This is a genomic window from Dysgonomonas hofstadii (genome assembly GCF_014196915.1).
GTDB classification, from domain to species: domain Bacteria; phylum Bacteroidota; class Bacteroidia; order Bacteroidales; family Dysgonomonadaceae; genus Dysgonomonas; species Dysgonomonas hofstadii.
The window spans coordinates 1-24018 of record NZ_JACIEP010000024.1; the positions used below are offsets into that span (position 1 = coordinate 1).

Consider the following 24018-nt stretch of genomic DNA (forward strand, 5'->3'; position numbering starts at 1 on the left):
TACAACCTTTAAAACAGTTGAAGCATTTTAAAAGGCTTTACCTGAAGAAAGGGGAGGAAAAGCGTATATCCTTTTTCATCACCAAAGACGACCTGGCAATAATCAATAAAGATATGCAGGCGGTGGTGGAATCAGGTGACTTCACTATTATGATAGGGGCTGATTCGAATGATATAAAATTGACCGAAGTGATTGCAGTTGATGACCGTAAAGGTATTCTGGAGGAAGAATTTGTTGACACTGCAAAGCTTCCGTCCGTTCATTCGGCAACAATAGAGGAGACCCCAACAGGCTTGGTGACTGCTTTCTTCGGAGGAGAGTATGAAGGTCATTCGAATGTAGGTATTTATGTGAGCCGGCAAGTTGATTCTCACTGGACAACTCCTGTAAGAGTTGCTGAAGGTATTGTAAATGCCACAGAGAAAAAAGCTTGTTACAATCCTGTCCTTTACCAGGTGCCGGGTAAAGAATTGATTTTGTTCTATAAAACAGGCAATAATGTACAGGACTGGACAGGATATTTAATACGTTCGTTCGATCATGGCGTCACCTGGTCTGCACCCGAAGCTTTACCCGAAGGTTTCCTGGGTCCGACTAAGAACCGGCCGTTATTGGTAGATGGAACACTGATCTGCGGTTCAAGCACAGAGAATAAAGGCTGGCAGGTGCATTTCGAATTTACGAAAAATTCGGGCAAAACATGGAGTAAAACCCAGCCGCTCAATGATAATAAATGGGATATCATTCAACCATCTATACTGAGCCACAAGGATGGAAGATTGCAGATGTTATGCCGTTCCCGAAACGGAGCAGTGGTTTCATCGTTTTCGTCAGATAAAGGGAAATCATGGGGAGAACCTTTCGCTTTGGATTTGCCAAATAATAACTCCGGCATCGATGCCATAACGTTACAGGACGGCCGTTTTCTGATCGTATACAATCATGTAAAAGCTTCGGAAAGCGCCTATCTGGATAAAAAGCGGACACCATTGAATGTCGCTGTATCTGAAGACGGCATCCATTGGACAGAATCTCTGGTTCTGGAAGATTCTCCAGTTAAAGAATATTCTTATCCTTCAGTAATACAAGGCAAAGACGGAATGATACACATCGTTTACACCTGGCGGAGAGAGAAAATAAAATATGTCAAAGTCGATCCTACCCAGTTACTCTAGTCTTTACTTTCTAAACAGATATTATTATGAAATTCTCAACTTTTCTGAAAAGCTTTACAATATGCGGATTAATAACGATAAGTTCCTGCAGCACAACCGATAAAAACACGAACTCCTCATCAGACCTTGTTCAGTATGTAGATCCATATATCGGCACAGGAGATCACGGCCATGTTTTTATGGGAGCGAATGTCCCATTTGGACTGGTTCAGTTGGGGCCGACTAATCTGAGCTCAGGATGGGACTGGTGTTCGGGGTATCATTATTCAGACTCAACCATTCTGGGTTTCGGACATATGCATCTGAGTGGTACAGGTATCGGCGATCTGGGAGATATCAGTTTAATGCCTGTAATCGGAGATGTTAAGCTGACCAAAGGCACATTGCCTGACGAATCTACAGGGCTTTACTCCTATTTTTCCCATGACAAGGAAAAAGCCCAGGCCGGATATTATTCGGTACATTTAGATCGCTTTGGCATAGATGTGGAACTTACTGCTACCAAGCGGGTTGGTTTTCATAAATATACATTTCCTCAAACGGACGATGCCAGAATAATCATCGATCTGGAAAGGGGTATAGGATGGGATTGTCCGACTAAAGGATTCCTCCAACATGAAAATGACAGTGTAGTCTCGGGGTACCGCTATTCAAGAGGATGGGCTAAAGATCAACGGATTTACTTTATTGCTGTATTTTCCAAGCCTATCAAGGAATTCTCTGTTTTAGATACCGTACGGATCAGTGACACCCGGAATGAAGAAATGAGAAGCGTCTTTGGGCAGGTATATCTATCTGATGTGAAAGCAGAAGAACCCATATATGTAAAGGTTGCATTGTCGCCGGTTAGCATCGATAACGCAAAACTGAATTTGCAAGCAGAGTTACCCAGCTGGGATTTTGATAAAACTGTGAAAAACGCCTCTGACGCATGGAATGAAGAATTGAATAAAATAGTTATAGAAACAGAAGATATACACGTTAAGCGGACTTTCTATACGGCATTATACCATACTATGATTGCACCATCCGAATTCTGTGACGTTAACGGAGATTACTACGGGGCAGATCAGAAGTATCACACGAATGACGGCTTTACCAATTACACGACATTTTCCCTGTGGGATACTTACCGGGCTGCACATCCGCTGATGACACTGATCCATCCCGAAAAAATGAGTGACATCATCAATACGATGCTTACTATTTATAAGCAACAAGGCAAATTACCGGTCTGGCATTTAGTGGGAAATGAAACCGACTGTATGGTAGGCAATCCCGGTATTCCTGTTGTAGCAGACGCTATACTGAAAGGTTATGATGGGTTCGATCAGGAACTGGCCTATGAAGCCATGAAGAATTCGGCTATGCTGAACGACAGGGGAATGAACTGGCTCAAAGAATACGGTTATATACCTTATGATAAAGAGATTAGCTACGAAACTGTCGCCAAAGGTCTGGAATACGCATTAGCCGATTGGTCATTGGCTCAGGTAGCAAAGAAACTGGAGAAGAAAGAGGACTATGAATATTTCTACAAAAGAAGCCTCTCATACAAGTATTATTTTGATCCTAAAACAAAATTTATGCGTGGTTTATCATCGAATGGAAAATTTCGCGAACCATTTAACCCAGTGAAATCAAGCCATCAAGGAGATGATTATACCGAGGGCAATGCATGGCAATATACATGGCTTGTACCACACGATATTCCGGGTTTAATCAATCTGATGGGCGGACGTGATACTTTTATTCAAAAACTTGACTCACTTTTTATAGTACAAGGAGACTTAGGAGAGGAAGCTTCACCCGATATCTCGGGTCTGATAGGGCAATATGCACATGGTAACGAACCAAGCCATCATATCTTATATATGTATCCGTATGTGAATCAACCATGGAAAACAGCAGAGAAAGTACGGCAGGTCATGTCGGAACTATATCATGATCAGCCAGCGGGACTTTCGGGAAATGAGGATGTAGGCCAGATGTCAGCCTGGTATATTCTTTCTGCTTTAGGCTTCTACCAGGTAGAACCTGCCGGAGGAAAGTATATATTTGGCAGTCCTATAGTGGATGAAGCCGTTATCCGGATAAAAGATGGCAAAAGCTTTAAAATAGTCGTAAACGATAATAGTCCGGAAAACAGATATATCCAGCATATCACTTTAAATAGCAAATCATTCAATAATTATTATATAAACTTTAGCGATATTATGAATGGAGGAATTCTTGAAATGACGATGGGGCCGTCACCTTCCAAAACATGGGGCTTAAATAATATTGAATAAAATAAAAAAAATCCTATTACACACAACATAAGGATTTTGATTAAGGTGGGAAGAGGCTGTCCCAAAAGTAAGATTACACTATCAAAGTGTTACTTTCTTTTGTCATTCTGAGTGTAACGAAGAATCTCAACTCTCAAAAGAAGATCCTTCACTCCGTTCAGGATGACAGAAAGAAATCAAAAATTACTTTTGGAACAGCCCCTTTTGAGATAATATATCAATCTCATCTAATTTGCAAAATGAAATTTTTGGTAAGAATAATTCAACCATCTTTATTTTCAGTATCCCTATGCTTCTTTTCTCTTTTTAATATATTCGGGAGGCATTGCTAACGGATTGCCATCGCGTTCTGCATAATAATGAGGGGACATTAGTTCTATTCCGGCTTCATTAGCCTTATCATGTATCGTCTGATGCAGATCAGAATAGAGCTGCGCCAGTTTATTCGCATCTTTTATATATGCATTTATCTGATAAACGGCATAATAATCATGAAGCTCCGTCTCCAACACAAACGGTTCGGGTTTCGATAATACACCAGGGGTAGCTAACGCACTATTAATAAGTAAATCTAAAACTTCCTCTTTTGGCACTTCATATCCGAATGTCACTTTAGAGTGAATGATCAATCCATAATCACGGGCAGAGCTACTATAATTGGTTGTATGAGAAGACATTATAAAAGAGTTGGGTATTGTCACAACTTCATTTTTAGGCGTACGTATGCGGGTGACAAATGGAGTCTTCTCTATAACATTTCCTTCTGTCTCGCCTAATTTAATACGATCACCAATCCTGAAAGGACGCATATAAGTAATGACGAGACCTGCAATAATATTGGCAATAGCTGTACTCGATCCCAGAGAAACAATTAGTCCCACAAAAACCGAAATACCCTGAAACACACCGGAATTCGATCCCGGCAAATAAGGATATATCATTGCAATCATAAAGACGTACAACAGGAATCGTATAATATTGAAAGTCGGTTGAGCCCAGTCTGGATAAAAACCTGTAATTTTCAGCTTCTCACTTTCTATTTCTCCGGCAATATATTCTACCCCCTTTATCAAATACTTAATTGCATAATAAATTACGACAATAACAAATAAATTGGGCACATAGCTAAAAATGGATTTCACAATCATTTTGATTGGATTGATCACATAACCAAATATCTCAACAGCCAGATCTTCTGTTTGTGGAAAAATAGAAAACAGTATAGGTACACTTATAACAAGTTGTAATAAAATGATAGCATAACGGAGTAAGTTAGAAAAGAATAACAAAACTCTTCCTTGCTTATGCGTATTAAGAAATTCATAATCGCGTATCTTTATTGACTTTAGCTTATTTAAAGACAACCATGTTATCTTACGGCGAAGCTTTCTGAAAAGATAATTTGTTGCTCTCCATAAAAGTACCTGCAGAATAATTACAAGAATAAAAGCTCCGATGTGCTTAAGCACCTGCAAAACACTATACTCTTTTTTCAATTCTGTAATTTTGGCTGCTATTACCGGAATATAACTATGCGCCAGGCTATCGCGCGATACATTTTGCCAGAGTGCATCCTGGTCAGTCACTGAAAAAACTACCCTGTTTCCGTACATTATATCTGTTAGATTTTCAGTATCCAGCAAATACAACGAATCTGTTTTAAAACTATAATCCTGCCCTATATCCTTTATAATATTCTGTACGTTTTCGGCACGTGTATGCGGAGTGGTGCCTCCACGTGGCGAATAGATATAAAATAATGTATCGTACTTTACAACAACTGGTACCCCGGGAGTCAAGGCTCTCAAAGAATCTATTCTCTTTCGTTGAGCAGCTCTGCGAAGAGAATCATTTTTGAAACTGGAGTTAGCATTATCAAGCTTACCTACCAAAACTATTTCATTTAGCTTCATTTGCTGCAACTGCAGACTAAGCTCTTCTAAGCGAATAGAATCTAAACGCATCCTTTCTGATACAGAAAGAGAAGCCGTATCTCTACGTAACGTATCCGCTTTTTGCTCAACTTTATTACCAGTTAATAACTCCTTAGCTTTTTCTCTTAATTGCGCCTCAACCGGCTGAAAAGAAAATATAATACCGAATAGCATCAGAAAATATCTGATAAATAGCCTTGTATAATTCATCTCAAAATATTACCTGTACAAACGTTTAAATAAATTATTCATAAGATTACAAAATTATAATCAAATAGGAATAAACAATCCGGACAATTTTCATTCGCTATGCGAAATTAAGGAAAAACTATTGTACGATTGAAAAATATTATTAACTTTGCAGCCGGATTTAAGAAAGCTATCTATATTCTTCCTTAGCTCAGTCGGTTAGAGCATCTGACTGTTAATCAGAGGGTCCTTGGTTCAAGTCCAAGAGGAAGAGCAAAAAATCAAGCAGTTATCAAAAACGATAGCTGCTTTTTATTTTTTTCATCCTGCAAAATCCATTTTAAGGACAAATTTGGGATCAAACATATCAATCTGTTGTTATACCCTATCGTTAAAATATTGTATCATTTTTTGTTGATCGCTCAGTATGGCCTTTACAAAGAGAGTTCTTATTCTATTTGAGCAATGAATATTTCAAATGGATACAAAGTAAGGCTTTCTTCCTCCATTTGAACAGTTTTTCTGTTAGTGTTGGTAAATAATATCTTATAGTTTTCCCCGAAAATAAGTTTTTCTGTTTTTCGCTTCATAAAAGAAAAATTAAGCATTACCAATATCTTTTCCTTATTTGTATACCGTTGGTATAACAGCAGGTTATTCGCACCATTATTGATGAAGCCTATATCTCCCTTGTATAAAGCTTCATGTTGTGCCCTTATTTCTATAAGTTGTTTAATCAAAAGGTATATCGAATCCGGTTTTTCTTTTTCCGCCTCTACGTTTACATTATTGTAATCCCTGTTAACGGGCAACCAGGGTAAAACTTTGCTAAAACCTGCATATTCGCTGCCATCCCACTGCATGGGAGTCCTCATTTTATCCCGCCCTTTATAAAAAGGATAGAACATTTTACCGTACCGGTCTCTGAGTTCGCAACGTTTTAAGGGGGTATTTTCCATCCCGATTTCGTCTCCGTAATAAATAAAGGGTGTACCTTTGAGTGTGAGCAATAATGCCGCCAGCACTTTTGCTTTTCCTGATTTATAACAAGGAAGGAAATATCGCTTCAGATTGCGTCCTATATCGTGATTCGATATAAAAAAACAAGGCCAGCCCTTATCAGGAATACTTTGGTAATAATTTGTAATAATTTTGTAATATCGCTTCGCCTTAAAGAAAGAGAATACGAAGGAAAAGTCAAATGATAAATGAAGCATATCTGTCCCATCTCCTAAAAAACTGTTGACCAATGTGGAATTTCCCGGAGGAGGAGTATAAATTTCCCCTATGCTAACTTTATCTTTATATTCATCAAGCAACAGCCTTAATTCTTTCAGCAATTGATATAGTTCAGGTTGATTCCTGTTATAAACTTTTTTATTGGATAACAAGTTATAGACAGGGTTGTTCTGAAAATGCTCGTCCTTGAACAATAAATTGATGACATCGAACCTTATTCCGTCTATCCCCATATCGAGCCAGTATTTTATCATCTCAAACATAGCCTGTTTTACTTCGGGATGTCTCCAATTCAGATCGGGCTGCACATTAAAAAAAGAATGATAGTAATATTCATTCGTTTTTTCATCAAGAGTCCATGCACTTTTCCCAAAATTAGTCCTCCAGTTATTTGGTTTCTTCCCTTCAATATTTTTATGCCAGATATACCAATCCCTTTTGGAATTATTTAGCGAAGATGATGATAGTTTAAACCACGGATGCCGGCTGGATGTATGGTTTAATACCATATCCATGATGATTCTTATATTGAAGGAATGGGCTTTGTGCAACAATTCCCTGAAATCATCCATTGTTCCATACACCGGATTTATGGAATAGTAATCGGATATATCGTAGCCTCCGTCTATCAATGGAGATTTGTAGATAGGAGAAAGCCAGACTGCATCTATACCCAGTTCTTTCAGATAGCCGAGTTTCTGTATGATGCCTTGCAAATCACCCGTGCCATCAGCATTGCTATCTTTAAAACTTTGAGGGTATATGTGGTAGATGATCCCATGTTTCCACCAGACAAACGATTCACTCTGTTGTTCAATCATTATTTAATCCGGTATACTCAATCAGTCCATTAATAATTGTTTCTGCATCGAAATCAAGTGAGCGTTTTATCGCAGCAGCCTTGAATGACTCTTTATTATCCAGGTCCAGATAGTAATTTACTTTCTCTGCCATTTCGGTAGGATATTCCACCAGAAATCCGCACTCCTTGTCTATTATAATATCTTTCGGGCCTTTACTATTATATGCAACAACCGGCAACCCGCAACTGATAGCCTCTAATACGGCATTACAGAATGTATCGAAGCGGGATGGCAATAACAAAATGTCTGCTGAAGAGTATATCCCACCTAGTTTTTCCTGTTCCACCCAATCGATAAATATGGCATCGGGTGCTTCGGTTTTCAGCTGTTCGAGCGCCGGGCCTTTTCCTACCATTACAAGCCGGACATCAGGATGCACCTTTTTTACTTGTTTGTAAATATCAGGGATTTCCAATACGCCTTTCTCTACACTTAGCCTGCCAACGTACAATAATATCGGTATGCTCTCCTCAACTCCGAAGTGAACAGATTTATTACTTGGTTTTGGGGTGAAACATGGGTTTACCCAGTGAGCAGTTTTAAAGACTTTCCGGCTATCGAGCATCATATTAGAGCCTGTCAACCATTTTATCTGGTCGGAGTTCAGTACCAATACCCTATCGAACGATTTATAGAAGAACCTTAACATACGCCTTACCCTATCCGAATTACGGCTATTAAAGTTTAAGACCTTACGGGCAAACATCAGCCAGTCAGTATGTAAATAAAAACTGGCCTCTACGGTATAGGCATGTTTCAGATATAATGCACATATACCCATAATACCTTCAGTAGAGCAGATTATGCGGTCATATTCTCCTTCAAGAAACAGGTTATGCAACTCAACAAAATCAGGAATATTTATTATCTGATCTTGATAAGCCGGTATGTTGAATTGCATAAGAGGATTTAATACGATAAGATGGTCATCTGCCTTTACTTTATCGCTGCAAACTATTATATCGATTGGCAGATTCCGTTGTTTGATCTGTTCGTGCATTTGCTTAAGAAATATCGACACCCCATTTTTATCTCCATAAGTATCGGTCATCCAAAGGATTCTTTTAGGATGCTCATGTTTCTTCAGTTCCCTGGAAAAACGTTTGAGAAAGGGGCGTGTATTATACAACGCTTTTGCGCTGGTGAAATGGGCTGCAAGTATAAACAACGATGTGAAGAAAGGAAATGACAAGCCATCGAGGAAACCTGCAATATCTATTTTTTTTTCATTCTCGGACTTACCTAAATAAGCTCTTACGTTGGTCGGCAGCTCCAGCTCCGAAATAAGGCTGTCAAGCGATTTGCCAGAGCTGTCTTTATCTATTTTACTTATCTTTTGCTTCAGGCGTATGGCCAATATCTCATTTATGCGGTTATTGATGGACAAAAGCGAATCGTAATATCCTGTAACAAACTCGTCCTTATCTTTGTTATAGAAAGACGGCATATTAGCTGCTAGATCAAACACAGGCTTATATGCTGACGATACAAACAGCCGCTTGTAGAAAGCCGGCTTCTTTCCCATCATACACTCATAAAAAAGCTTAATGAAAGACATGGTTACTTTGTGATTCTGCACTTCACTGAATACATTAGAAGCCAGTATAGAGGCAATTTTTTCGGAAGTGCCCCCTTTATGTAAAAGCAACCTTATCAGTCCCGGATCTTTAAAATTCATAGCTATCTGGCATACATAATTCAGAAAAGCCAACGTTAATTTCTCGGTATTCTGATGAGCTCCATACACAGCCAGATTACCGGCCTTTATTGCCTCCAGGACCAATTGGGAGCGAGGTGTAGAACTTAACCGGTTCTCTAAATCGGGTATATGTGCATATACACCCGTCATTCCCGAAAAAATCCCCATATGGCTGTCCGATCCACCTGTGAGTATTTTCCGGTACGGATGGCTGCAATATTGGGTCAAACTGATGTTGAATTGCTGCGAATATTTGTGTAAGGATTCCTCGTCCTGCTGATCTATCCACTCTTTTACAAGTATATTTTGCCAGGTATCCCTTTGTCCGTTCAAGCATTCGAAACGCTCGAAAAGCAGGAGCATCTTGTTGAATAAATCCTGAGGCGGCATCTGCTTCACCGAATAGTGGTACAATGGATGTGCCCATACGGTAGGAATATCGTGCTCGCGGGTATATTCCTGAAAAGCATATATATTTTTTCTCAGCTTGTTGAGCCGCACTTCCTGTTCAGGATTGAAACCATAAGTAAGGACGTGGATACCCGTGTCAAAATCGGGAACACGGCAACTGAATTCGGCAGCGGTAAGAATATCATAACCTTTATCCTGCATTATATAACATGAACGGGCATTGTTATGATTGGTTATTGTAAAAGCATCACATTTATTCCTTTCCAGCTCGTAGATAAGTTTTTCACTGGAAATCCATGTTTCAGGCACACGAAGCAAACGGCCTATCAGTTCGTCAGGTACATCACTATTGTAATCGTGGCAATGCATATCTATTTTCAACGTATCCTTCAGTGGATATTTATTCTTTTCGTGGTCAAGAAACTTATCCAACTCGTCCTTTAAATTCTTCTGAAAGTCTTTTTCCATAATCATCTGATATATACGAAAAAACCGAAGACACTGCTATACACCTAGCATCTCCGGTTTTTCTTTTTAAAAGTAGAAGTGTAGATATAAAATAAATTGTATTGATAATCGTCCTTTTTTATACAAAGAGAATATCTTTTTGTTACAAAAACTTTAAAGAACTATTATGAAAAGATGAATATTTGGCGAAGGAGTAATATAAATACCCCAATATATATAAAATAGCGATAGCCAATTATTCGTTTATAAAAATTGAAAATGATTGAAAATCAATTATTATTTCATTATCTTTAAATACTAAACCCGGTTATAACTGTTTTGTAGTTATATATGGTCTTTTTGTAAAATATCGCAATCACTAAAAACGTGAATAATAACCTAAGTAATAAATTTATACACATGAAAACTTTATCTTGCCTATTTTCTATCCTGATTACATTTTTTTCTATCAGTTTAAATGGGTATTCACAGGAATTGGCAACCGAACGAAAAGAGAAAATCATTTCAGAGATCTCAACAGTCTTTGAAAAGAGTATCGAAGCCGCAGAAAATCTCGATGCAAAAATGCTGGCAGACTGTGTGGACGATCGTTTGCAAGCCGGATTCATCATCAATGGACATTTCTTCCATTCTTTTAATGAAGTAATGGAAGATTTCGAAGAAAGAGCAAAAGGTTGCAAGTCTCAAAAAATGAATATCATCAATAAAAACATTACCGTATTAGGAGAGAACGCCGCATTGCTTACTGCCTCAGGAGACTATTCTGTCACACTTGAAAATGGGCGTACTTTAACAGGTAAATTTGCATGGTCTATTGTTTATTCAAAAGTGAACGGGAATTGGAAAATCATCCATTCCAATATGTAAAAAGATACAAGAGAAATAAATACTAACAGACATGGTAAGTAGAAAAATCAATATCCTGCATCTTCTTTCATCTGATACATTTTTATAATAACCCCATCAATTTAGCTACCCGACACGCTTCGAGTGAATTTTTAACCCGAAGCTTTTCCAGTATATTCTGGCGATGCCTGCTTATTGTATATATACTGATTGATAGTATATCGGCAATATCTTTACTCATTTTTCCTTTCTCAATTAAAGAGAGTATTTCTTTCTCTCTTTTCGACAAAATATTACTGCATTTATTTCTATCAGGCCTTAGTATTTCCCCTGACACCGAATTAATAATTACTCCGTCAGACAAGTCATGTTCAGTTTTCTCATATATAAAATCATATAGGCAAAGCGACAACCATAAATTACCTATGATACAGCCACTAACATAGAACATCCTGTGTTGTATGGCTATATATTTTCCTTCGTTATTCTTCATGCGCATTTCACTTCTGACATAATAATCAGAACGTTCATTTACAGGCATGGATTTTAACAAATGAAAGAATTGAAGTTCAAGCGTATGTTTCTTTATTAAATCGTCAGGGTGTATCCTATCAAAAATATCTTCTTCCCAGATTGAATTTATATTTTTCATACTCCCTTTTTCGGCAATACCTAATGTTTCGGCGACACCACCATTATATATATAACTTTTGTTCGCTTTCAAATCGCTAAGAACTGCTAATGAATTTTCAATCAACGAATAGCCATATGCTATTTGCTGGTATTTTGATAGCATATCAATTTCTCCCTCGCCTTTAGAGAATGGCTGTTTCAGAAGTTCTTCGGTTAATGTGGTGGCTATATTCATTTTCAGCTCAGAAAAAATGGTTATTAATAAGTATTGACTATTATACAACAGGCTATTACCTTTACAAAGGTAATTTTTATATGGTTATTTTATCTCATATATATTAATAAATAATTCATTTTTACACATCACACATGAATAAGTTTTTAATTTTCAGTATGCTGATTTTAAGTACAACAGGAACAATGGCACAGAGTTTAGAAAAGATGCAGTGGTTTAATGAACCGGAGAAATGGGAAATTAAAGATAATTCCCTTTCTATGTATGTAACCCCTCAAAGTGATTATTGGCGCATCTCCCATTATGGGTTTACAGTAGATGATGCCCCTTTTTATTATGCAACTTACGGTGGAGAATTTGAGGTCAAAGTAAAAATATCAGGGGATTATAAAGTAAGGTTCGACCAGTCGGGGCTGATGTTGCGTATAGACCATGAAAACTATATAAAAGCAGGGATTGAGTATGTCGATGGTAAATATAATTTAAGTACGGTTGTGACTCACAAAACAAGTGACTGGAGTGTCATTACCCTTGATAAACCCGTACCGTTTGTCTGGATAAAAGCCATAAGGCGATTGGATGCAGTAGAAGTGTTTTATTCTTTCGATGATAAAGAGTATATAATGATGCGAAATGCATGGTTACAGGATAATTGTCCTGTTATGACAGGCTTAATGGGAGCTTGCCCGGATGGTAACGGATTCACAGCCAGGTTTGAAAACTTTTCCGTAAAGCATTTGCCAGACCAACGCAGACTGAACTGGCTGAAAAACAATGCAGAATAATATTTTTTGAAATAATAGATGAAAACAAATAAGATGAAAATAGAACATATTGCCGTTTATGTGGAAGACATTGAATTGGTCCGTGAATTTTACATCAGGTATTTTAATTTAAATTGTGGAGATAAATATGTAAATCCAAGGAGAAACTTCACTTCTTATTTCTTGTCTTTCGGAGAAGATAAAACGCGCATCGAACTCATGCACATCCCCGATATAGCAAGTCCTGCAAGCAAGGGGAATTTAAAAGGGCTGGCACACATCGCCATCTCAGCCGGAGGAAAAGACAAGGTGAATGAGCTTACGGAAAGGTTACGTAAAGATGGTTATACGATTGCAAGTGAGCCACGAACAACAGGAGACGGATACTATGAAAGTGCAGTCTTAGACCCTGAAGAAAATTATATTGAAATTACAGAATAAACTATGGAAGAAATGAAGAAAAAAGGAATCGCTATTTTATAGATTAACCAAAGAGAGAAAACAAATAAAACATTGACAACAAACAAATTAGAAACATAATGGTCTGAAGTTATTGCTTCAGACCATTTTTTATTCAACTATTGATAATATAATTATTTATCGAACATGTCTGCAGTTAGCATCCGGTTTTTAATGGTCAGTATAGTATTATCTTTTATCCTTTCTTTTTTAATATTCTCCATCGGATCTATACAGATAATACCACTATCGATCATCAGTTCCAGCTTATTAAGAGAGAGATTTAATTTTTCCCGGATAACTCTCGATAATTTCAGATTCAGGTTATAAGGATATTTAATACTGATCCTGACTTCTTCTTTATCTAAGAAAACCATATCCTCAAACAACATATCGCTATCTGCCCTGATTTCATATTCAATGGAATCATAGTCTATCTGAATATGGTTTTTGTATATTATTTCCTGATCCAGCGACAGCCGGAGAGCCGTATCGTAGTCGTTATCAATGAATTTATCAAACAGATTCTTATCTATCAGATGCCATTTTATACGGGAAAGAATAGTTATATTAAAGGTGTTGTCACATTCAATACATTTGTATATGAGCCATACATCACTGTTCTTTTTCTGGTTGTTCATTCTGAACTTACTACTGTTATAGAAGCGGTTGTTGTTTTTACATTTACTGCACCGTTTTATATATATGGGAGCTTCAAGAGGAAGTATTTCCCATGAGATTTCTTTAATTGCCGACATTTGAGAAAATTCTTAGCAACCGCTATACATCCGACAACTCAATCAGATATATACCAGCTAACAAGACCAGTGTGGCCTTGTCATAGTTATTTGATAATATAAATTAGATATGTCCGGAAAGGAAAATCCGGACTTTAGCATTCAATCTAAAGAAAATAGATGGAATGATTTTAAGCCATTATCAATAGAAGAAGAATCTTTCTCAAAATGCAATATTTAGAATTCCGGACAAAGGTAAGAATTAATACTGAAAAACGAGGATATAATTGTTCAGGAAAGTTTCGATATAAAATATCAATGTAAGTTTACAAAGAATCAGTAGCAACCGACAATGATACTATATTACTGCTGGTGGTAGTTTTTATATTATCATTACAGATAATCTTTCCCGTATATTTTATTTTTGCTCTTGTTTGAGGTATTATCAACAGAGAAGCGGCATCCCCTGAGCCCAAATATACATCTTTTGTCCATTCTCTATCGATATATAATGTTTTATATCCGTCTGAGTCCTTGTATGCTATAAAAACATTGAATGGATCTTCTAAATCTACGGAAAAGGAATATGTTATTTGTTTTACGTCCTTACTCCGTCCACAACCAGAAAGTATTGATATCAGAAGAATCAGGAAATAGATTTTAACGCCATTATTCATCAGAATTCTCTGTTTCAGTGATTTTCCCCCATCGTTCCATCGCTACAAGTTTTATTTTTTCATAATTATAGCCTTTTCCCCTTTTTAAAGAATTTGTTACTGTATTAACATGAATACCCAACAATATAGCTACCTCTTTTTTCCATCCATGCGGCAGAAAGTCGGGCAATTCAGCTTTATGTATTATTGTAGTTTTTGCCATTCGTTTAGTTCAAAAATTTATATCTTTACGCATTGTGAATAATCACAATTACAAATATACACAATTGAGTACACAAAAGCAAGAAAATTTCTTGAAATATACTCTTTTGAGTGCGATAAAACTGTTAGATGACCATTAGCGACAGAATACAAAAAATAATTAATGATCTTTTTGACGGCAATAAAAGAGCATTTTCTTTAGCAGTAGGAGTAGTTCCATCTGTTACAGAAAATATTGTAGGAAAAAGAAAGAGCAGTCCGTCTTATGAGGTCATGAATAAAATCTTATCCTCAGTTGAGAATCTGAGTGTAGAATGGCTGGTAACAGGTAAAGGGGAGATGTTCACTAACATTATTGTTTCCGAACAGGCTTCAGAATATGGAAAAAAGTGCGGGGAAATAACCAAACCTTTTTTCGATTCAGGAAATATATCCCTGAGAATACCTAAAGCATTCAGCAATCTGATAAACAGCAACGATCATCTAAGCATATCTATTCCTTTTGCAAAGGATTATGATTTTTCGTTAAGAGTGTATGGAGACAGTATGACAAACAGCACATATGGTAAACGCAACATATACGATCAGGACATTGTACTGTGCAAATTATGGAACGATCGCTCGCATATACGTTGGGGAGAAGTTTACGCACTGGTTACCATCGACGGATGTATTATTAAGAAAATCATGCAATCGGAAATAAAGGATCATATCAAATGTGTTTCCTTCAATGAAAAAGATTATCCCGCATACGATTTACCATTATCAGACATACTGGACAAGGCTCTTGTTGTCGGTTCATTCTCCATGTCAATCTGGTAAAATTCTTTTTTCAGATACAGGAATTCATCCCTGAAAAACAAATATCCACATTTTGCTAACTCTGCCTTACAAAAGGTCGGCAAAACAGATTCCATACCATAATTTTCACTATATTTTCATTTCCAAGTAAAATTTCTCGCACAGAAATTTGTATATTTGCATCTCTTTTTGAAAATAAAGGAAATAAAACAAAATTCTGATAATCAGTTATATTAATATATTTAATTTGAACAATCATGATTACAATTGACAAATTTAATTTTGCGGGTAAAAAAGTTTTCGTCAGAGTAGACTTTAATGTACCTCTGGATGCAAATTTTAACATTACAGACGATACACGTATCCGTGCTGCAATGCCTACACTCAAAAAAATTATCGCTGATGGCGGCAGTCCTATTATCGCATCACACTTAGGCCGTCCCAAAGGCGTTGAAGAAAAATATTCACTGAAACATATCCTTACTCATGTTTCAAAACTTCTTGGTGTTGATGTACAATTCGCAAACGACTGTGTTGGTGAAGAAGCCGGAGTAAAAGCAGCGGCACTTCAACCGGGAGAAGCTCTTCTTCTCGAAAACCTTCGCTTCTATGCCGAAGAAGAAGGAAAACCTCGCGGATTGGCAGACGATGCCAGCGACGAAGAAAAAGCAGCCGCTAAAAAAGCCGTAAAAGAAAGCCAGAAAGAATTTACCAAAACACTTGCTTCTTACGCAGATGCTTATGTAAACGACGCTTTTGGTACAGCTCACCGCGCGCATGCTTCTACAGCCCTTATCGCCGATTATTTCGATGCAGAGCACAAAATGTTCGGGTATCTGATGCAAAAAGAAATAAATGCAGTGGAAAAGGTAATGAAAGATACTGCCCGTCCGTTTACGGCAATTATTGGTGGAGCCAAAGTATCTTCAAAAATAGATATCATTGAAAACCTGTTGGATAAAGTGAACAACCTCGTTATTGGCGGAGGTATGGCATTTACTTTCATCAAAGCCGCAGAAGGCCAGATCGGAAACTCACTGGTTGAAGACGACAAACTGGAACTTGCAAATGATATCGTAGCCAAGGCTAAAACGAATGGCGTAAACATTGTTATTGCCAGCGATGCGAAGATAGCAGACGCTTTCAGCAACGATGCCAATGCTAAATTTGTAGATGCAGACCAGATTCCTAGCGGATGGATGGGACTTGATATCGGCCCTAAAGGTGAAAAAGAAATCGCAGATATACTTATGGCTTCTAAAACTATCCTTTGGAACGGTCCTGTAGGCGTATTCGAATTCGACAACTTTGCCCAGGGAACAAAAGTTACTGCTGAAGCGGTTGCCACTGCGACTAAAGCCGGAGCATTCTCGCTTGTAGGTGGTGGTGACTCTGTTGCCGCTGTCAACAAATTCGGACTGGCAGACCAGGTATCTTATGTATCGACAGGTGGCGGTGCATTACTTGAGTTCATCGAAGGTAAAGTTCTTCCCGGAATTAAAGCGATCAGAGGATATTAATATCTCTTATAATAATATTGAAAGCCTGTACGATTGACCGTACAGGCTTTTTTCATTGAATCTGAAAAACTTTATCTATACCTAAAAATACCTAAATGAAAAAGGTAAGTCATAAGAATTTATTGAAAAGAAAGACTAATTTTCGGATAAAGACAGACAAATGAAAAATTAAAATATGCGTCAACTTTGTCAACTTTTGAGTTCTGATTCGTATAAATACTTATCTTTATACCAAAATTAACCTTATAAAAAATAAACACTTAAAACCATGACACTGTACGACATTGCTATTATCGGCGGAGGCCCTGCCGGATATACCGCTGCCGAAAGAGCCGCGGCAAACGGACTAAAAACCATCCTGTTTGAGAAAAACGCTTTAGGTGGCGTATGTCTCAATGAGGGCTGTATACCGACTAAAACCCTCCTCTATTCGGCAAAGACATTAGACAGCATCAAAAGTGCTCCTAAATACGGTGTATCGATAGAAGGCTCACCGGATTTCGACTTAGGAAAAATAATAGCACGCAAGCAGAAAACCGTTCGTAAACTGGTTGCCGGAATTAAACAAAAACTGGCAGCCCATGAAGTTACGGTAATCAATTCAGAAGCAACAATAGAGGGTGAAGACGGTGAGCGTAATATCCTTATCTCATACAATGGGGAAACGATAACCGCAGAAAAGGTTCTGCTATGTACTGGTTCCGAAACGATAGTTCCCCCAATAAAAGGTCTGGCCGAAAGTGGTTACTGGACATCTAAAGAAGCACTGGATAACAAAGAAGCTCCCGATTCATTGGCTATTATCGGCGGAGGTGTTATTGGCATTGAATTTGCATCTTTCTTCAATAGCCTGGGCACAAAGGTTACCGTTATCGAGATGTTACCCGAAATACTTGGAGCAATGGATAAAGAGCTATCTGCCATGCTTCGTGCGGAATATGCAAAACGGGGAATAGATTTTTATCTCGAGACAAAAGTCATAGCTATTGAAGGAGTAAATGTCATTATTGAAAAGGATGGCGAACAATCACAAATAGAAGCCGGTCAGATCCTGCTAAGTACAGGCCGTCGTCCGGTTACTGCCAATCTGAATGTTGACAAATTAGGCATAGAAATGTTCCGCAGTGGGATAAAAGTGAATGAGTGCATGCAAACATCGCATCCTAATGTATATGCCTGCGGAGATATCACCGGGTATTCCCTTTTGGCACATACAGCCGTTAGAGAAGGAGAGGTTGCTGTCAATCATATAACGGGGAAAAAGGACAGAATGAGTTACAAAGCCATTCCGGGCGTAGTCTATACCAATCCTGAAATAGCCGGAGTAGGGCAAACCGAAGAAGAATTAACCGCTAAAGGCGAACCATTCAGAGTACTTAAACTACCAATGGCATATTCAGGCCGTTTTGTTGCCGAAAACGAAATGGGAAATGGCACCTGCAAGCTTATTATCGGAGGTAAGGACGAAATAATAGGTTGCCACATGCTGGGAAATCCGGCCTCTGAACTAATTGTAATTGCAGGTATCGCAATCGAAAAAGGCTTTACAGTAGAAGAGTTTCAAAAGATCGTCTTTCCTCATCCTACTGTAGGGGAGATCATACATGAGACTTTATTCTCGTAAAGAAATAAAAATTAAAGGCTTCCGGTTCTGATAGCATCCATAATATTAGCCGGAGGTCTTTTATGATTCAATTCGTTCTTCATATAGTCCATATATGGAGCCACATGTTTAAAGAATTTATAATATCCTTTACACAAATAATTAAGGCCGCTTTCGCCTGATTTGGTCTTTATTATCCGGTTCTTAGGGCATTCGCCATAACAGGCAAATAAGAACTCGCATTCTTTACATTGCGTGGGAAGTTTATCATACTTGTCATTCCCGAAATTGATCTGCTTCTGTGAATACATCATTTCGGTCAATGTCTGATTATAAATATTTCCGATCTTATATTCGGGATATACAAAATGATCGCAGGCATACACATCCCCGTTAAATTCCATCACTCCCGCATGTCCGCAGGTTTTAGCCAATATGCATACGCCGGGCTTCTCTCCTACCCAATTAGCCAATGTGGAATCGAAATACTGAATATAAAACTGTCCGACATCCTGTTTTACCCATTCATCAAATATAGCGATCAGAAAATCGCCCCATTTTTCGGCAGGAACATTCCATGGAGCAAATTCTCCGTCTATTCTTTCTACAATAGGTGAAAACTGGATATAATGGCAATCTATACTTTTAAAGAAATTATAGAATTCAAGCGGATAATCCACATTATAATCATTAACCACTCCCAGTATATTATACTCCACACCATGTTTCTTCAGTAATTCCACTCCTTTCATTACCTGATAGAAAGACGGCCTGTTATCACGCGTCTTGCGGTACACATCATGGCAATGCTGAGGCCCGTCCACAGATATTCCGATCAGGAAGTTGTTTTCCTTAAAGAACCGGCACCATTCATCGGTAAGTAATGTACCGTTAGTCTGCAATGTATTCTGGATATATCGTCCCCTGCCATATTTATTCTGTAACTCGACTGCTTTTTTATAAAAACTAATATTTCGCATCAGAGCTTCTCCGCCATGCCAGGTGAAAAGTATCTCCGCCATTGTTTGCGCATTGATATACTCTTCTATAAACCTCTCCAGAAGAGCTTCACTCATCACGTGGTTCTTAATTTCGGAGTATAAGCCTTTCTTTTCTAAATAGTAGCAATACTTGCAACGCAGGTTGCAAAGGGCACCCACAGGCTTGAGCATTACATAAAGCGGCTGTGAGAATGGTGATATATAATTTGCATTCATTAGTATTATCTTTTTTAGCTTTGACGGGGGTCTATTCCCCACATCAGTTTATTTCGAAGTGTATCAAAAAATGTATTTTCTTTTCGCTTAATTACTTTCAGGCTATAAGCCCCCTTTTCTATCCTGAGCTTTGTCCCTGTTGTAAGCACATTGGAACGGCCATCCAACGAGATCAGATAGTTGTTATTACGGCTTTCCACGTCCAATGTTATAACACTGCTATCTGAAACCACCAAAGGCCTGTTACTCAAACTATGAGGGGCGATGGCAGATATGACAAAATTCGATGTGGTCGGAGCCATTATCGGCCCACCCACACTCATCGAATAAGCAGTAGAACCGGTAGGGGTAGCTATAATAAGTCCGTCTGCCTCATAGGAAGTCAGATATTCATCATCAATATAGGCATGTACAGTGATCATAGAAGCCGTATCCTGTTTCATTATAGCAATTTCATTCAGGGCATAATTAAAACCATGATAGTCCTTATGCTCGGTCGTCAGATGCAACTGGCTGCGATGCTCAATACGATAGTTACCCGAAAAAACATCAGTGAATGTGGCTTCAAAATCCTTTTCTCCCACATCCGCAAGAAAGCCCAACCGGCCGGCATTTATTCCCAGTATCGGAATATCCTTTTTCCCGATAATAGACGCCGTGCGCAAAAAAGTTCCATCCCCTCCGATACTTACAACCAGATCTGCTTCAAAGTCATCAGTTTTTATAACTCCGGCGATATCATATTGTAGTTTAAGTGCATCTTTCAGATAGATATAAAACTTTTCCTGGAGATAAATCTCAGTATTATTTTTCCGAAGTATGGCGAATAGTTTCTCTACTTGTTCCTTTTTCTGATGTTTGCTCCCAAAAACGGCGATCTTCATTTCTTTTATTTTTCGGTTAAATACCTATCGGCAAAACAAATAACACCATAAGCTGTTAATAAATCGGAACTGGTATTCGCTATTTCACCAATTCGTATTACATTTGTAGCTTAGTATCGTTCTGCAAAGTTGCTAAAAAAGTTTATACAAACAGACTGTTTTAAACATTATAAATAGAATTGATACTTTATTAATTGTTTTTCATGACAAAACTTAGTGTAAATATCAACAAAGTTGCCACTATAAGGAATGCCCGTGGTGGCAATGTCCCTGATGTGGTAAAAGTAGCCCTCGACTGTGAAAAATTTGGAGCAGATGGTATAACCGTGCATCCCCGTCCCGACGAACGGCATATCCGGTTTAAGGACGTGAATGATCTGAAAGCCAAAGTAAGGACAGAATTTAATATAGAAGGCTACCCTACGCAAAAATTCATTGATCTGATTATGACTATCAGACCTACACAAGTAACACTCGTGCCCGATGCTCCGGATGCGATAACATCTAATGCAGGATGGGATACGATCAAGAATCAGCAATTCCTGTCCGATCTGGTAGATGAGTTCCATGAAGTAGGGGTACGCACATCTATCTTTGTTGGCACAGACCTTAAAATAATAGAAGCTGCTGCAAAAACAGGAACAGACCGTATAGAACTGTACACCGAACCCTATGCCAGCGACTATACCAGGAATAAAGAAGGAGCCATAGCTCCATTTATTGAAGCAGCTAAGCTAGCTAAAAAACTAGGGCTTGGGCTTAATGCCGGGCACGATCTGAGCCTGGAAAATCTGCATTATCTTTATAAGAATATACCCTGGCTCGATGAGGTATCTATCGGCCATGCGCTGATAAGCGATGCTTTGTATTTCGGTCTGGAGAAAACCATTAAAGCATACAAAAGCTGTTTGACAGAAACACCCGAACTCTAACAATTTTAGAATTATGGAAGAACAAAAGGACAGAATGATTAGTATAGGGGCAACCATCGGGTTCCACCTCTTGGTTGTTTTAGCCCTGTTGTTATATACGATGGATCTTACTCCCATCACCCGACAGGCGGAAGATCTGGGTGGTGTTCCCGTGATGTTCGGTAATGTGGCCGATGCATTCGGCCACGATGAGCCATTCGGACGGGGAAGCGGTGAAACTGTCGGGACACAAGAAAACACATCTCCTAACGTCTCTGAAGATCCTCTTCCTATGATGGAGAATACAGTTAAAGAAGTACAACCTTCTGTAAGCAATACTAATACCGCGCCTGTCACTCAGGACTTAGAAGAAACTGTCGCTATAAAAGAAGCCAAACGCAAAGCCGAAGAAAAAAAAGAACAGGAAGCTGCCGAAAAAAGACAAAAAGCAGAAGCCGACCGCATAGCAAAACTGGAAGCTGAAAAGAAAGGACAGATAAATAATCAGATGGCCGGTCTGTTTGGCAATGGCACAGGCAGCGGTAGCCGTGGAGAAACCGAAGGCACAGGTACACAAGGTGTAACAACTGGGAATGCCAGCCATGGGAAAACTTCAGGAATAGGTGGTTGGGGTTCGTTCGACCTGGGAGGACGCAGCCTCGGAAGCGGAGGACTGGTAAAACCAAATTATTCGGTGGATGATTATGGTACTGTAGTAGTCGATATACTGGTAAACGCTAAAGGCGAAGTGGTGGAAGCCACTATTGGCAAAGGGACAAACACGCCAAACACTAACCTACGTAACGAAGCTATAAGGGCTGCTAAAAGAACCCGTTTCAACGAGGTATCATCCGTTACAAACCAGAAAGGGAAAATCACATATAAGTTTAATCTAAATTAAGGTCACAGATATGAAAACAATATTTGTATTTCTTACTACAGGATTCGAAGAAATTGAAGCGTTGGGAACAATAGATGTTCTTCGACGTGCCGAACTGGATGTAAAATCTGTATCTCTCACCGATAGTAAACAAGTAATGAGCAGCCGTAAAGTGATCGTTACTGCCGACTTAATGTTCGATCAGGTAGATTTTTCCACAGCCGGAATGCTGGTACTTCCCGGAGGAACACCTAAGTTCAACGAGCATGAGAACATGAAAAAAGAAGTACTTGCCTTTGCTAACAAAGGAGAGAAAGTTGCGGCGATCTGTGCCTCACCGATGGTACTTGGCGGACTAGGATTGCTAAAAGGCAAAAACGCTACATGTTATCCCGGATTCGAAAAATATCTTGAAGGAGCAAACCTTCAAACAGATAAAGCCGTTGTAATAGACGGCAATATCACTACCGGACGTGGCCCCGGCCTCACTATCGATTTCGCCCTGAGCCTTGTAGAACAAGTAGCCGGCAAAGAGAAGCGTGATGCTGTTGCCGCCGGATTATTAGTCGAATAAACATACAAAGGAATGATGAGAAGCGAGTCTCATCATTTCTTATATAAATAAACATATAAAAAATAACACAACTGAAAGATGGATTTTTTACACGAAGTCTGGAATTTTTTCCTCAATCTTCTGAGAGATACCGGAGGTACTCTCGACTGGCTGGTCACTGAATATGGTATTTGGGTCTACGCCATTTTATTTTTAATTATTTTCTGTGAAACAGGACTGGTCGTAACCCCTTTCCTTCCGGGAGATTCATTGTTATTCCTGGCCGGAGCAATAGCCGTTCGCCCTGATAATCCCCTGCACATTTATTTCCTTGTGGCCATACTCATTGCAGCCGCTATTATTGGTGATGCCACAAATTATACGATAGGGCGATTCTTCGGACAAAAACTTTTCAGTAATCCGAAGTCTAAGATATTTAAACAAGAGTATCTGGAAAAGACAAACCAGTTTTATGCAAAACACGGTGGCAAAACAATTATCCTTGCGCGTTTTGTCCCTATAGTACGCACTTTTGCGCCATTCGTAGCCGGCATGGGTAAAATGAGCTATAAACATTTCTTCTCCTACAACGTTATAGGAGGTATAGCTTGGGTTGTAATTTTCTGTGCGTTAGGAGCTATAATAGGAAGTAACGCATGGGTAGAAAAAAATCTAGACAAAGTTGTTATTATCATTGTTATAGTATCCATTCTGCCCGGCGTATATGAAGTACTAAAAGCCAAATGGGAATCAAGAAAAGCAGCCAAAGCAAACATTGATAAATAAGATATAGAGATATTTTAAATATCTTAATTCTATTACCACTAA

Annotated in this window: 21 protein-coding genes and 1 tRNA gene; 13 read left to right on the forward strand and 9 right to left on the reverse strand. The window is 38.6% G+C overall.

The window, feature by feature from the left end:
- Together GGR21_RS19680 and GGR21_RS19685 are read left to right on the forward strand one after the other, a co-directional pair.
- The coding region (locus GGR21_RS19680; protein WP_183308959.1) for an exo-alpha-sialidase at nt 1-1175 on the forward strand (1175 nt) is incomplete at its 5' end.
- Nucleotides 1176-1201: 26 nt separating this feature from the next.
- Nucleotides 1202-3466: a GH92 family glycosyl hydrolase gene (locus GGR21_RS19685; RefSeq protein WP_183308960.1), complete on the forward strand. Its 2265-nt coding sequence runs from the start codon at nt 1202-1204 to the stop codon at nt 3464-3466.
- 287 nt (nt 3467-3753) lie between these two features.
- On the opposite strand, the gene GGR21_RS19690 is transcribed toward GGR21_RS19685, so the two are convergent.
- Nucleotides 3754-5574 (reverse strand): mechanosensitive ion channel family protein, encoded by a 1821-nt coding sequence (locus GGR21_RS19690; protein ID WP_246348134.1) that lies wholly within the window; start codon nt 5572-5574, stop codon nt 3754-3756.
- Between the two features lie 215 nt (nt 5575-5789).
- Here GGR21_RS19690 and GGR21_RS19695 point away from each other — a divergent pair.
- Nucleotides 5790-5863: transfer RNA gene (locus GGR21_RS19695), tRNA-Asn, on the forward strand.
- 175 nt (nt 5864-6038) lie between these two features.
- On the opposite strand, the gene GGR21_RS19700 is transcribed toward GGR21_RS19695, so the two are convergent.
- Together GGR21_RS19700 and GGR21_RS19705 are read right to left on the reverse strand one after the other, a co-directional pair.
- Complete coding sequence (locus GGR21_RS19700) at nt 6039-7649, reverse strand: alpha-amylase family glycosyl hydrolase (protein WP_183308962.1); 1611 nt, start codon at nt 7647-7649, stop codon at nt 6039-6041.
- On the reverse strand, nt 7642-10269 hold the full coding sequence (locus GGR21_RS19705) for a glycosyltransferase (RefSeq protein WP_183308963.1): 2628 nt from the start codon (nt 10267-10269) through the stop codon (nt 7642-7644). The genes GGR21_RS19700 and GGR21_RS19705 overlap by 8 nt, the downstream gene beginning before the upstream one ends.
- Nucleotides 10270-10668: 399 nt before the next feature.
- Here GGR21_RS19705 and GGR21_RS19710 point away from each other — a divergent pair, with 399 nt between their 5' ends.
- Nucleotides 10669-11136, forward strand: a complete 468-nt coding sequence (locus GGR21_RS19710) for a nuclear transport factor 2 family protein (RefSeq protein ID WP_183308964.1) — start codon at nt 10669-10671, stop codon at nt 11134-11136.
- A gap of 82 nt (nt 11137-11218) precedes the next feature.
- Here the strand turns inward: GGR21_RS19710 and GGR21_RS19715 are convergent, their stop codons facing one another.
- The gene (locus GGR21_RS19715) at nt 11219-11983 is read right to left on the reverse strand and encodes a response regulator transcription factor (protein ID WP_183308965.1); all 765 of its coding nucleotides are present in this window, start codon (nt 11981-11983) and stop codon (nt 11219-11221) included.
- Nucleotides 11984-12117: 134 nt separating this feature from the next.
- On the opposite strand from GGR21_RS19715, the gene GGR21_RS19720 reads away from it, so the two are divergent.
- A complete protein-coding gene (locus tag GGR21_RS19720; RefSeq protein WP_183308966.1) occupies nt 12118-12768 on the forward strand; it encodes a DUF1349 domain-containing protein in 651 nt (216 codons plus the stop codon).
- 33 nt (nt 12769-12801) lie between these two features.
- Nucleotides 12802-13188 carry a VOC family protein gene (locus tag GGR21_RS19725; protein WP_183308998.1) on the forward strand — a complete coding sequence of 129 codons (387 nt, stop codon included), beginning with the start codon at nt 12802-12804 and terminating at the stop codon, nt 13186-13188.
- 152 nt (nt 13189-13340) lie between these two features.
- Here the strand turns inward: GGR21_RS19725 and GGR21_RS19730 are convergent, their stop codons facing one another.
- From GGR21_RS19730 to GGR21_RS19740, 3 genes are all read right to left on the reverse strand, one after another.
- The gene (locus GGR21_RS19730; RefSeq protein WP_183308967.1) at nt 13341-13964 is read right to left on the reverse strand and encodes a DUF1062 domain-containing protein; all 624 of its coding nucleotides are present in this window, start codon (nt 13962-13964) and stop codon (nt 13341-13343) included.
- Between the two features lie 305 nt (nt 13965-14269).
- Nucleotides 14270-14620, reverse strand: coding sequence for a hypothetical protein (locus tag GGR21_RS19735; RefSeq protein WP_183308968.1), 351 nt, complete (start codon nt 14618-14620; stop codon nt 14270-14272).
- Nucleotides 14613-14822: a hypothetical protein gene (locus tag GGR21_RS19740; protein WP_183308969.1), complete on the reverse strand. Its 210-nt coding sequence runs from the start codon at nt 14820-14822 to the stop codon at nt 14613-14615. Before GGR21_RS19740 ends, GGR21_RS19735 begins: the two co-directional genes overlap by 8 nt.
- A gap of 128 nt (nt 14823-14950) precedes the next feature.
- On the opposite strand from GGR21_RS19740, the gene GGR21_RS19745 reads away from it, so the two are divergent.
- The 3 genes from GGR21_RS19745 (at nt 14951) to lpdA (ending at nt 18766) form a co-directional block, all read left to right on the forward strand.
- A complete protein-coding gene (locus GGR21_RS19745) occupies nt 14951-15643 on the forward strand; it encodes a S24 family peptidase (RefSeq protein WP_183308970.1) in 693 nt (230 codons plus the stop codon).
- A 236-nt stretch (nt 15644-15879) separates the two neighbouring features.
- Complete coding sequence (locus tag GGR21_RS19750; protein ID WP_183308971.1) at nt 15880-17142, forward strand: phosphoglycerate kinase; 1263 nt, start codon at nt 15880-15882, stop codon at nt 17140-17142.
- A 268-nt stretch (nt 17143-17410) separates the two neighbouring features.
- Complete coding sequence (gene lpdA, locus GGR21_RS19755) at nt 17411-18766, forward strand: dihydrolipoyl dehydrogenase (protein WP_183308972.1); 1356 nt, start codon at nt 17411-17413, stop codon at nt 18764-18766.
- An 11-nt stretch (nt 18767-18777) separates the two neighbouring features.
- On the opposite strand, the gene GGR21_RS19760 is transcribed toward lpdA, so the two are convergent.
- Nucleotides 18778-19962, reverse strand: coding sequence for an anaerobic sulfatase-maturation protein (locus GGR21_RS19760; RefSeq protein WP_183308973.1), 1185 nt, complete (start codon nt 19960-19962; stop codon nt 18778-18780).
- A gap of 14 nt (nt 19963-19976) precedes the next feature.
- On the reverse strand, nt 19977-20846 hold the full coding sequence (locus GGR21_RS19765) for an NAD kinase (RefSeq protein WP_183308974.1): 870 nt from the start codon (nt 20844-20846) through the stop codon (nt 19977-19979).
- A gap of 203 nt (nt 20847-21049) precedes the next feature.
- Here GGR21_RS19765 and GGR21_RS19770 point away from each other — a divergent pair, with 203 nt between their 5' ends.
- The 4 genes from GGR21_RS19770 to GGR21_RS19785 all read left to right on the forward strand — a co-directional run bounded on the left by GGR21_RS19770 (nt 21050) and on the right by GGR21_RS19785 (nt 23976).
- Entirely contained in the window at nt 21050-21778 is a 729-nt protein-coding gene (locus tag GGR21_RS19770; RefSeq protein ID WP_183308975.1) for a pyridoxine 5'-phosphate synthase, read from the forward strand.
- Nucleotides 21779-21791: 13 nt separating this feature from the next.
- A complete protein-coding gene (locus tag GGR21_RS19775) occupies nt 21792-22658 on the forward strand; it encodes an energy transducer TonB family protein (protein WP_183308976.1) in 867 nt (288 codons plus the stop codon).
- A 10-nt stretch (nt 22659-22668) separates the two neighbouring features.
- Nucleotides 22669-23211 carry a DJ-1 family glyoxalase III gene (locus GGR21_RS19780; RefSeq protein ID WP_183308977.1) on the forward strand — a complete coding sequence of 181 codons (543 nt, stop codon included), beginning with the start codon at nt 22669-22671 and terminating at the stop codon, nt 23209-23211.
- A gap of 78 nt (nt 23212-23289) precedes the next feature.
- Nucleotides 23290-23976 carry a DedA family protein gene (locus GGR21_RS19785; RefSeq protein ID WP_183308978.1) on the forward strand — a complete coding sequence of 229 codons (687 nt, stop codon included), beginning with the start codon at nt 23290-23292 and terminating at the stop codon, nt 23974-23976.
- Nucleotides 23977-24018: the final 42 nt, after the last annotated feature.

What these genes read in the sequence shown, in the direction of transcription:
- GGR21_RS19740 (WP_183308969.1), bottom strand. Translation starts at nt 14,822, where the DNA reads ATGGCAAAAACTACAATAATACATAAAGCTGAATTGCCCGACTTTCTG.
- GGR21_RS19770 (WP_183308975.1), top strand. Translation starts at nt 21,050, where the DNA reads ATGACAAAACTTAGTGTAAATATCAACAAAGTTGCCACTATAAGGAAT.
- GGR21_RS19720 (WP_183308966.1), top strand. Translation starts at nt 12,118, where the DNA reads ATGAATAAGTTTTTAATTTTCAGTATGCTGATTTTAAGTACAACAGGA.
- GGR21_RS19775 (WP_183308976.1), top strand. Translation starts at nt 21,792, where the DNA reads ATGGAAGAACAAAAGGACAGAATGATTAGTATAGGGGCAACCATCGGG.
- lpdA (WP_183308972.1), top strand. Translation starts at nt 17,411, where the DNA reads ATGACACTGTACGACATTGCTATTATCGGCGGAGGCCCTGCCGGATAT.
- GGR21_RS19760 (WP_183308973.1), bottom strand. Translation starts at nt 19,962, where the DNA reads ATGAATGCAAATTATATATCACCATTCTCACAGCCGCTTTATGTAATG.
- GGR21_RS19725 (WP_183308998.1), top strand. Translation starts at nt 12,802, where the DNA reads ATGAAAATAGAACATATTGCCGTTTATGTGGAAGACATTGAATTGGTC.
- GGR21_RS19765 (WP_183308974.1), bottom strand. Translation starts at nt 20,846, where the DNA reads ATGAAGATCGCCGTTTTTGGGAGCAAACATCAGAAAAAGGAACAAGTA.
- GGR21_RS19690 (WP_246348134.1), bottom strand. Translation starts at nt 5,574, where the DNA reads ATGCTATTCGGTATTATATTTTCTTTTCAGCCGGTTGAGGCGCAATTA.
- GGR21_RS19750 (WP_183308971.1), top strand. Translation starts at nt 15,880, where the DNA reads ATGATTACAATTGACAAATTTAATTTTGCGGGTAAAAAAGTTTTCGTC.
- GGR21_RS19745 (WP_183308970.1), top strand. Translation starts at nt 14,951, where the DNA reads ATGACCATTAGCGACAGAATACAAAAAATAATTAATGATCTTTTTGAC.
- GGR21_RS19785 (WP_183308978.1), top strand. Translation starts at nt 23,290, where the DNA reads ATGGATTTTTTACACGAAGTCTGGAATTTTTTCCTCAATCTTCTGAGA.
- GGR21_RS19730 (WP_183308967.1), bottom strand. Translation starts at nt 13,964, where the DNA reads ATGTCGGCAATTAAAGAAATCTCATGGGAAATACTTCCTCTTGAAGCT.
- GGR21_RS19735 (WP_183308968.1), bottom strand. Translation starts at nt 14,620, where the DNA reads ATGAATAATGGCGTTAAAATCTATTTCCTGATTCTTCTGATATCAATA.
- GGR21_RS19700 (WP_183308962.1), bottom strand. Translation starts at nt 7,649, where the DNA reads ATGATTGAACAACAGAGTGAATCGTTTGTCTGGTGGAAACATGGGATC.
- GGR21_RS19685 (WP_183308960.1), top strand. Translation starts at nt 1,202, where the DNA reads ATGAAATTCTCAACTTTTCTGAAAAGCTTTACAATATGCGGATTAATA.
- GGR21_RS19710 (WP_183308964.1), top strand. Translation starts at nt 10,669, where the DNA reads ATGAAAACTTTATCTTGCCTATTTTCTATCCTGATTACATTTTTTTCT.
- GGR21_RS19780 (WP_183308977.1), top strand. Translation starts at nt 22,669, where the DNA reads ATGAAAACAATATTTGTATTTCTTACTACAGGATTCGAAGAAATTGAA.
- GGR21_RS19705 (WP_183308963.1), bottom strand. Translation starts at nt 10,269, where the DNA reads ATGGAAAAAGACTTTCAGAAGAATTTAAAGGACGAGTTGGATAAGTTT.
- GGR21_RS19715 (WP_183308965.1), bottom strand. Translation starts at nt 11,983, where the DNA reads ATGAATATAGCCACCACATTAACCGAAGAACTTCTGAAACAGCCATTC.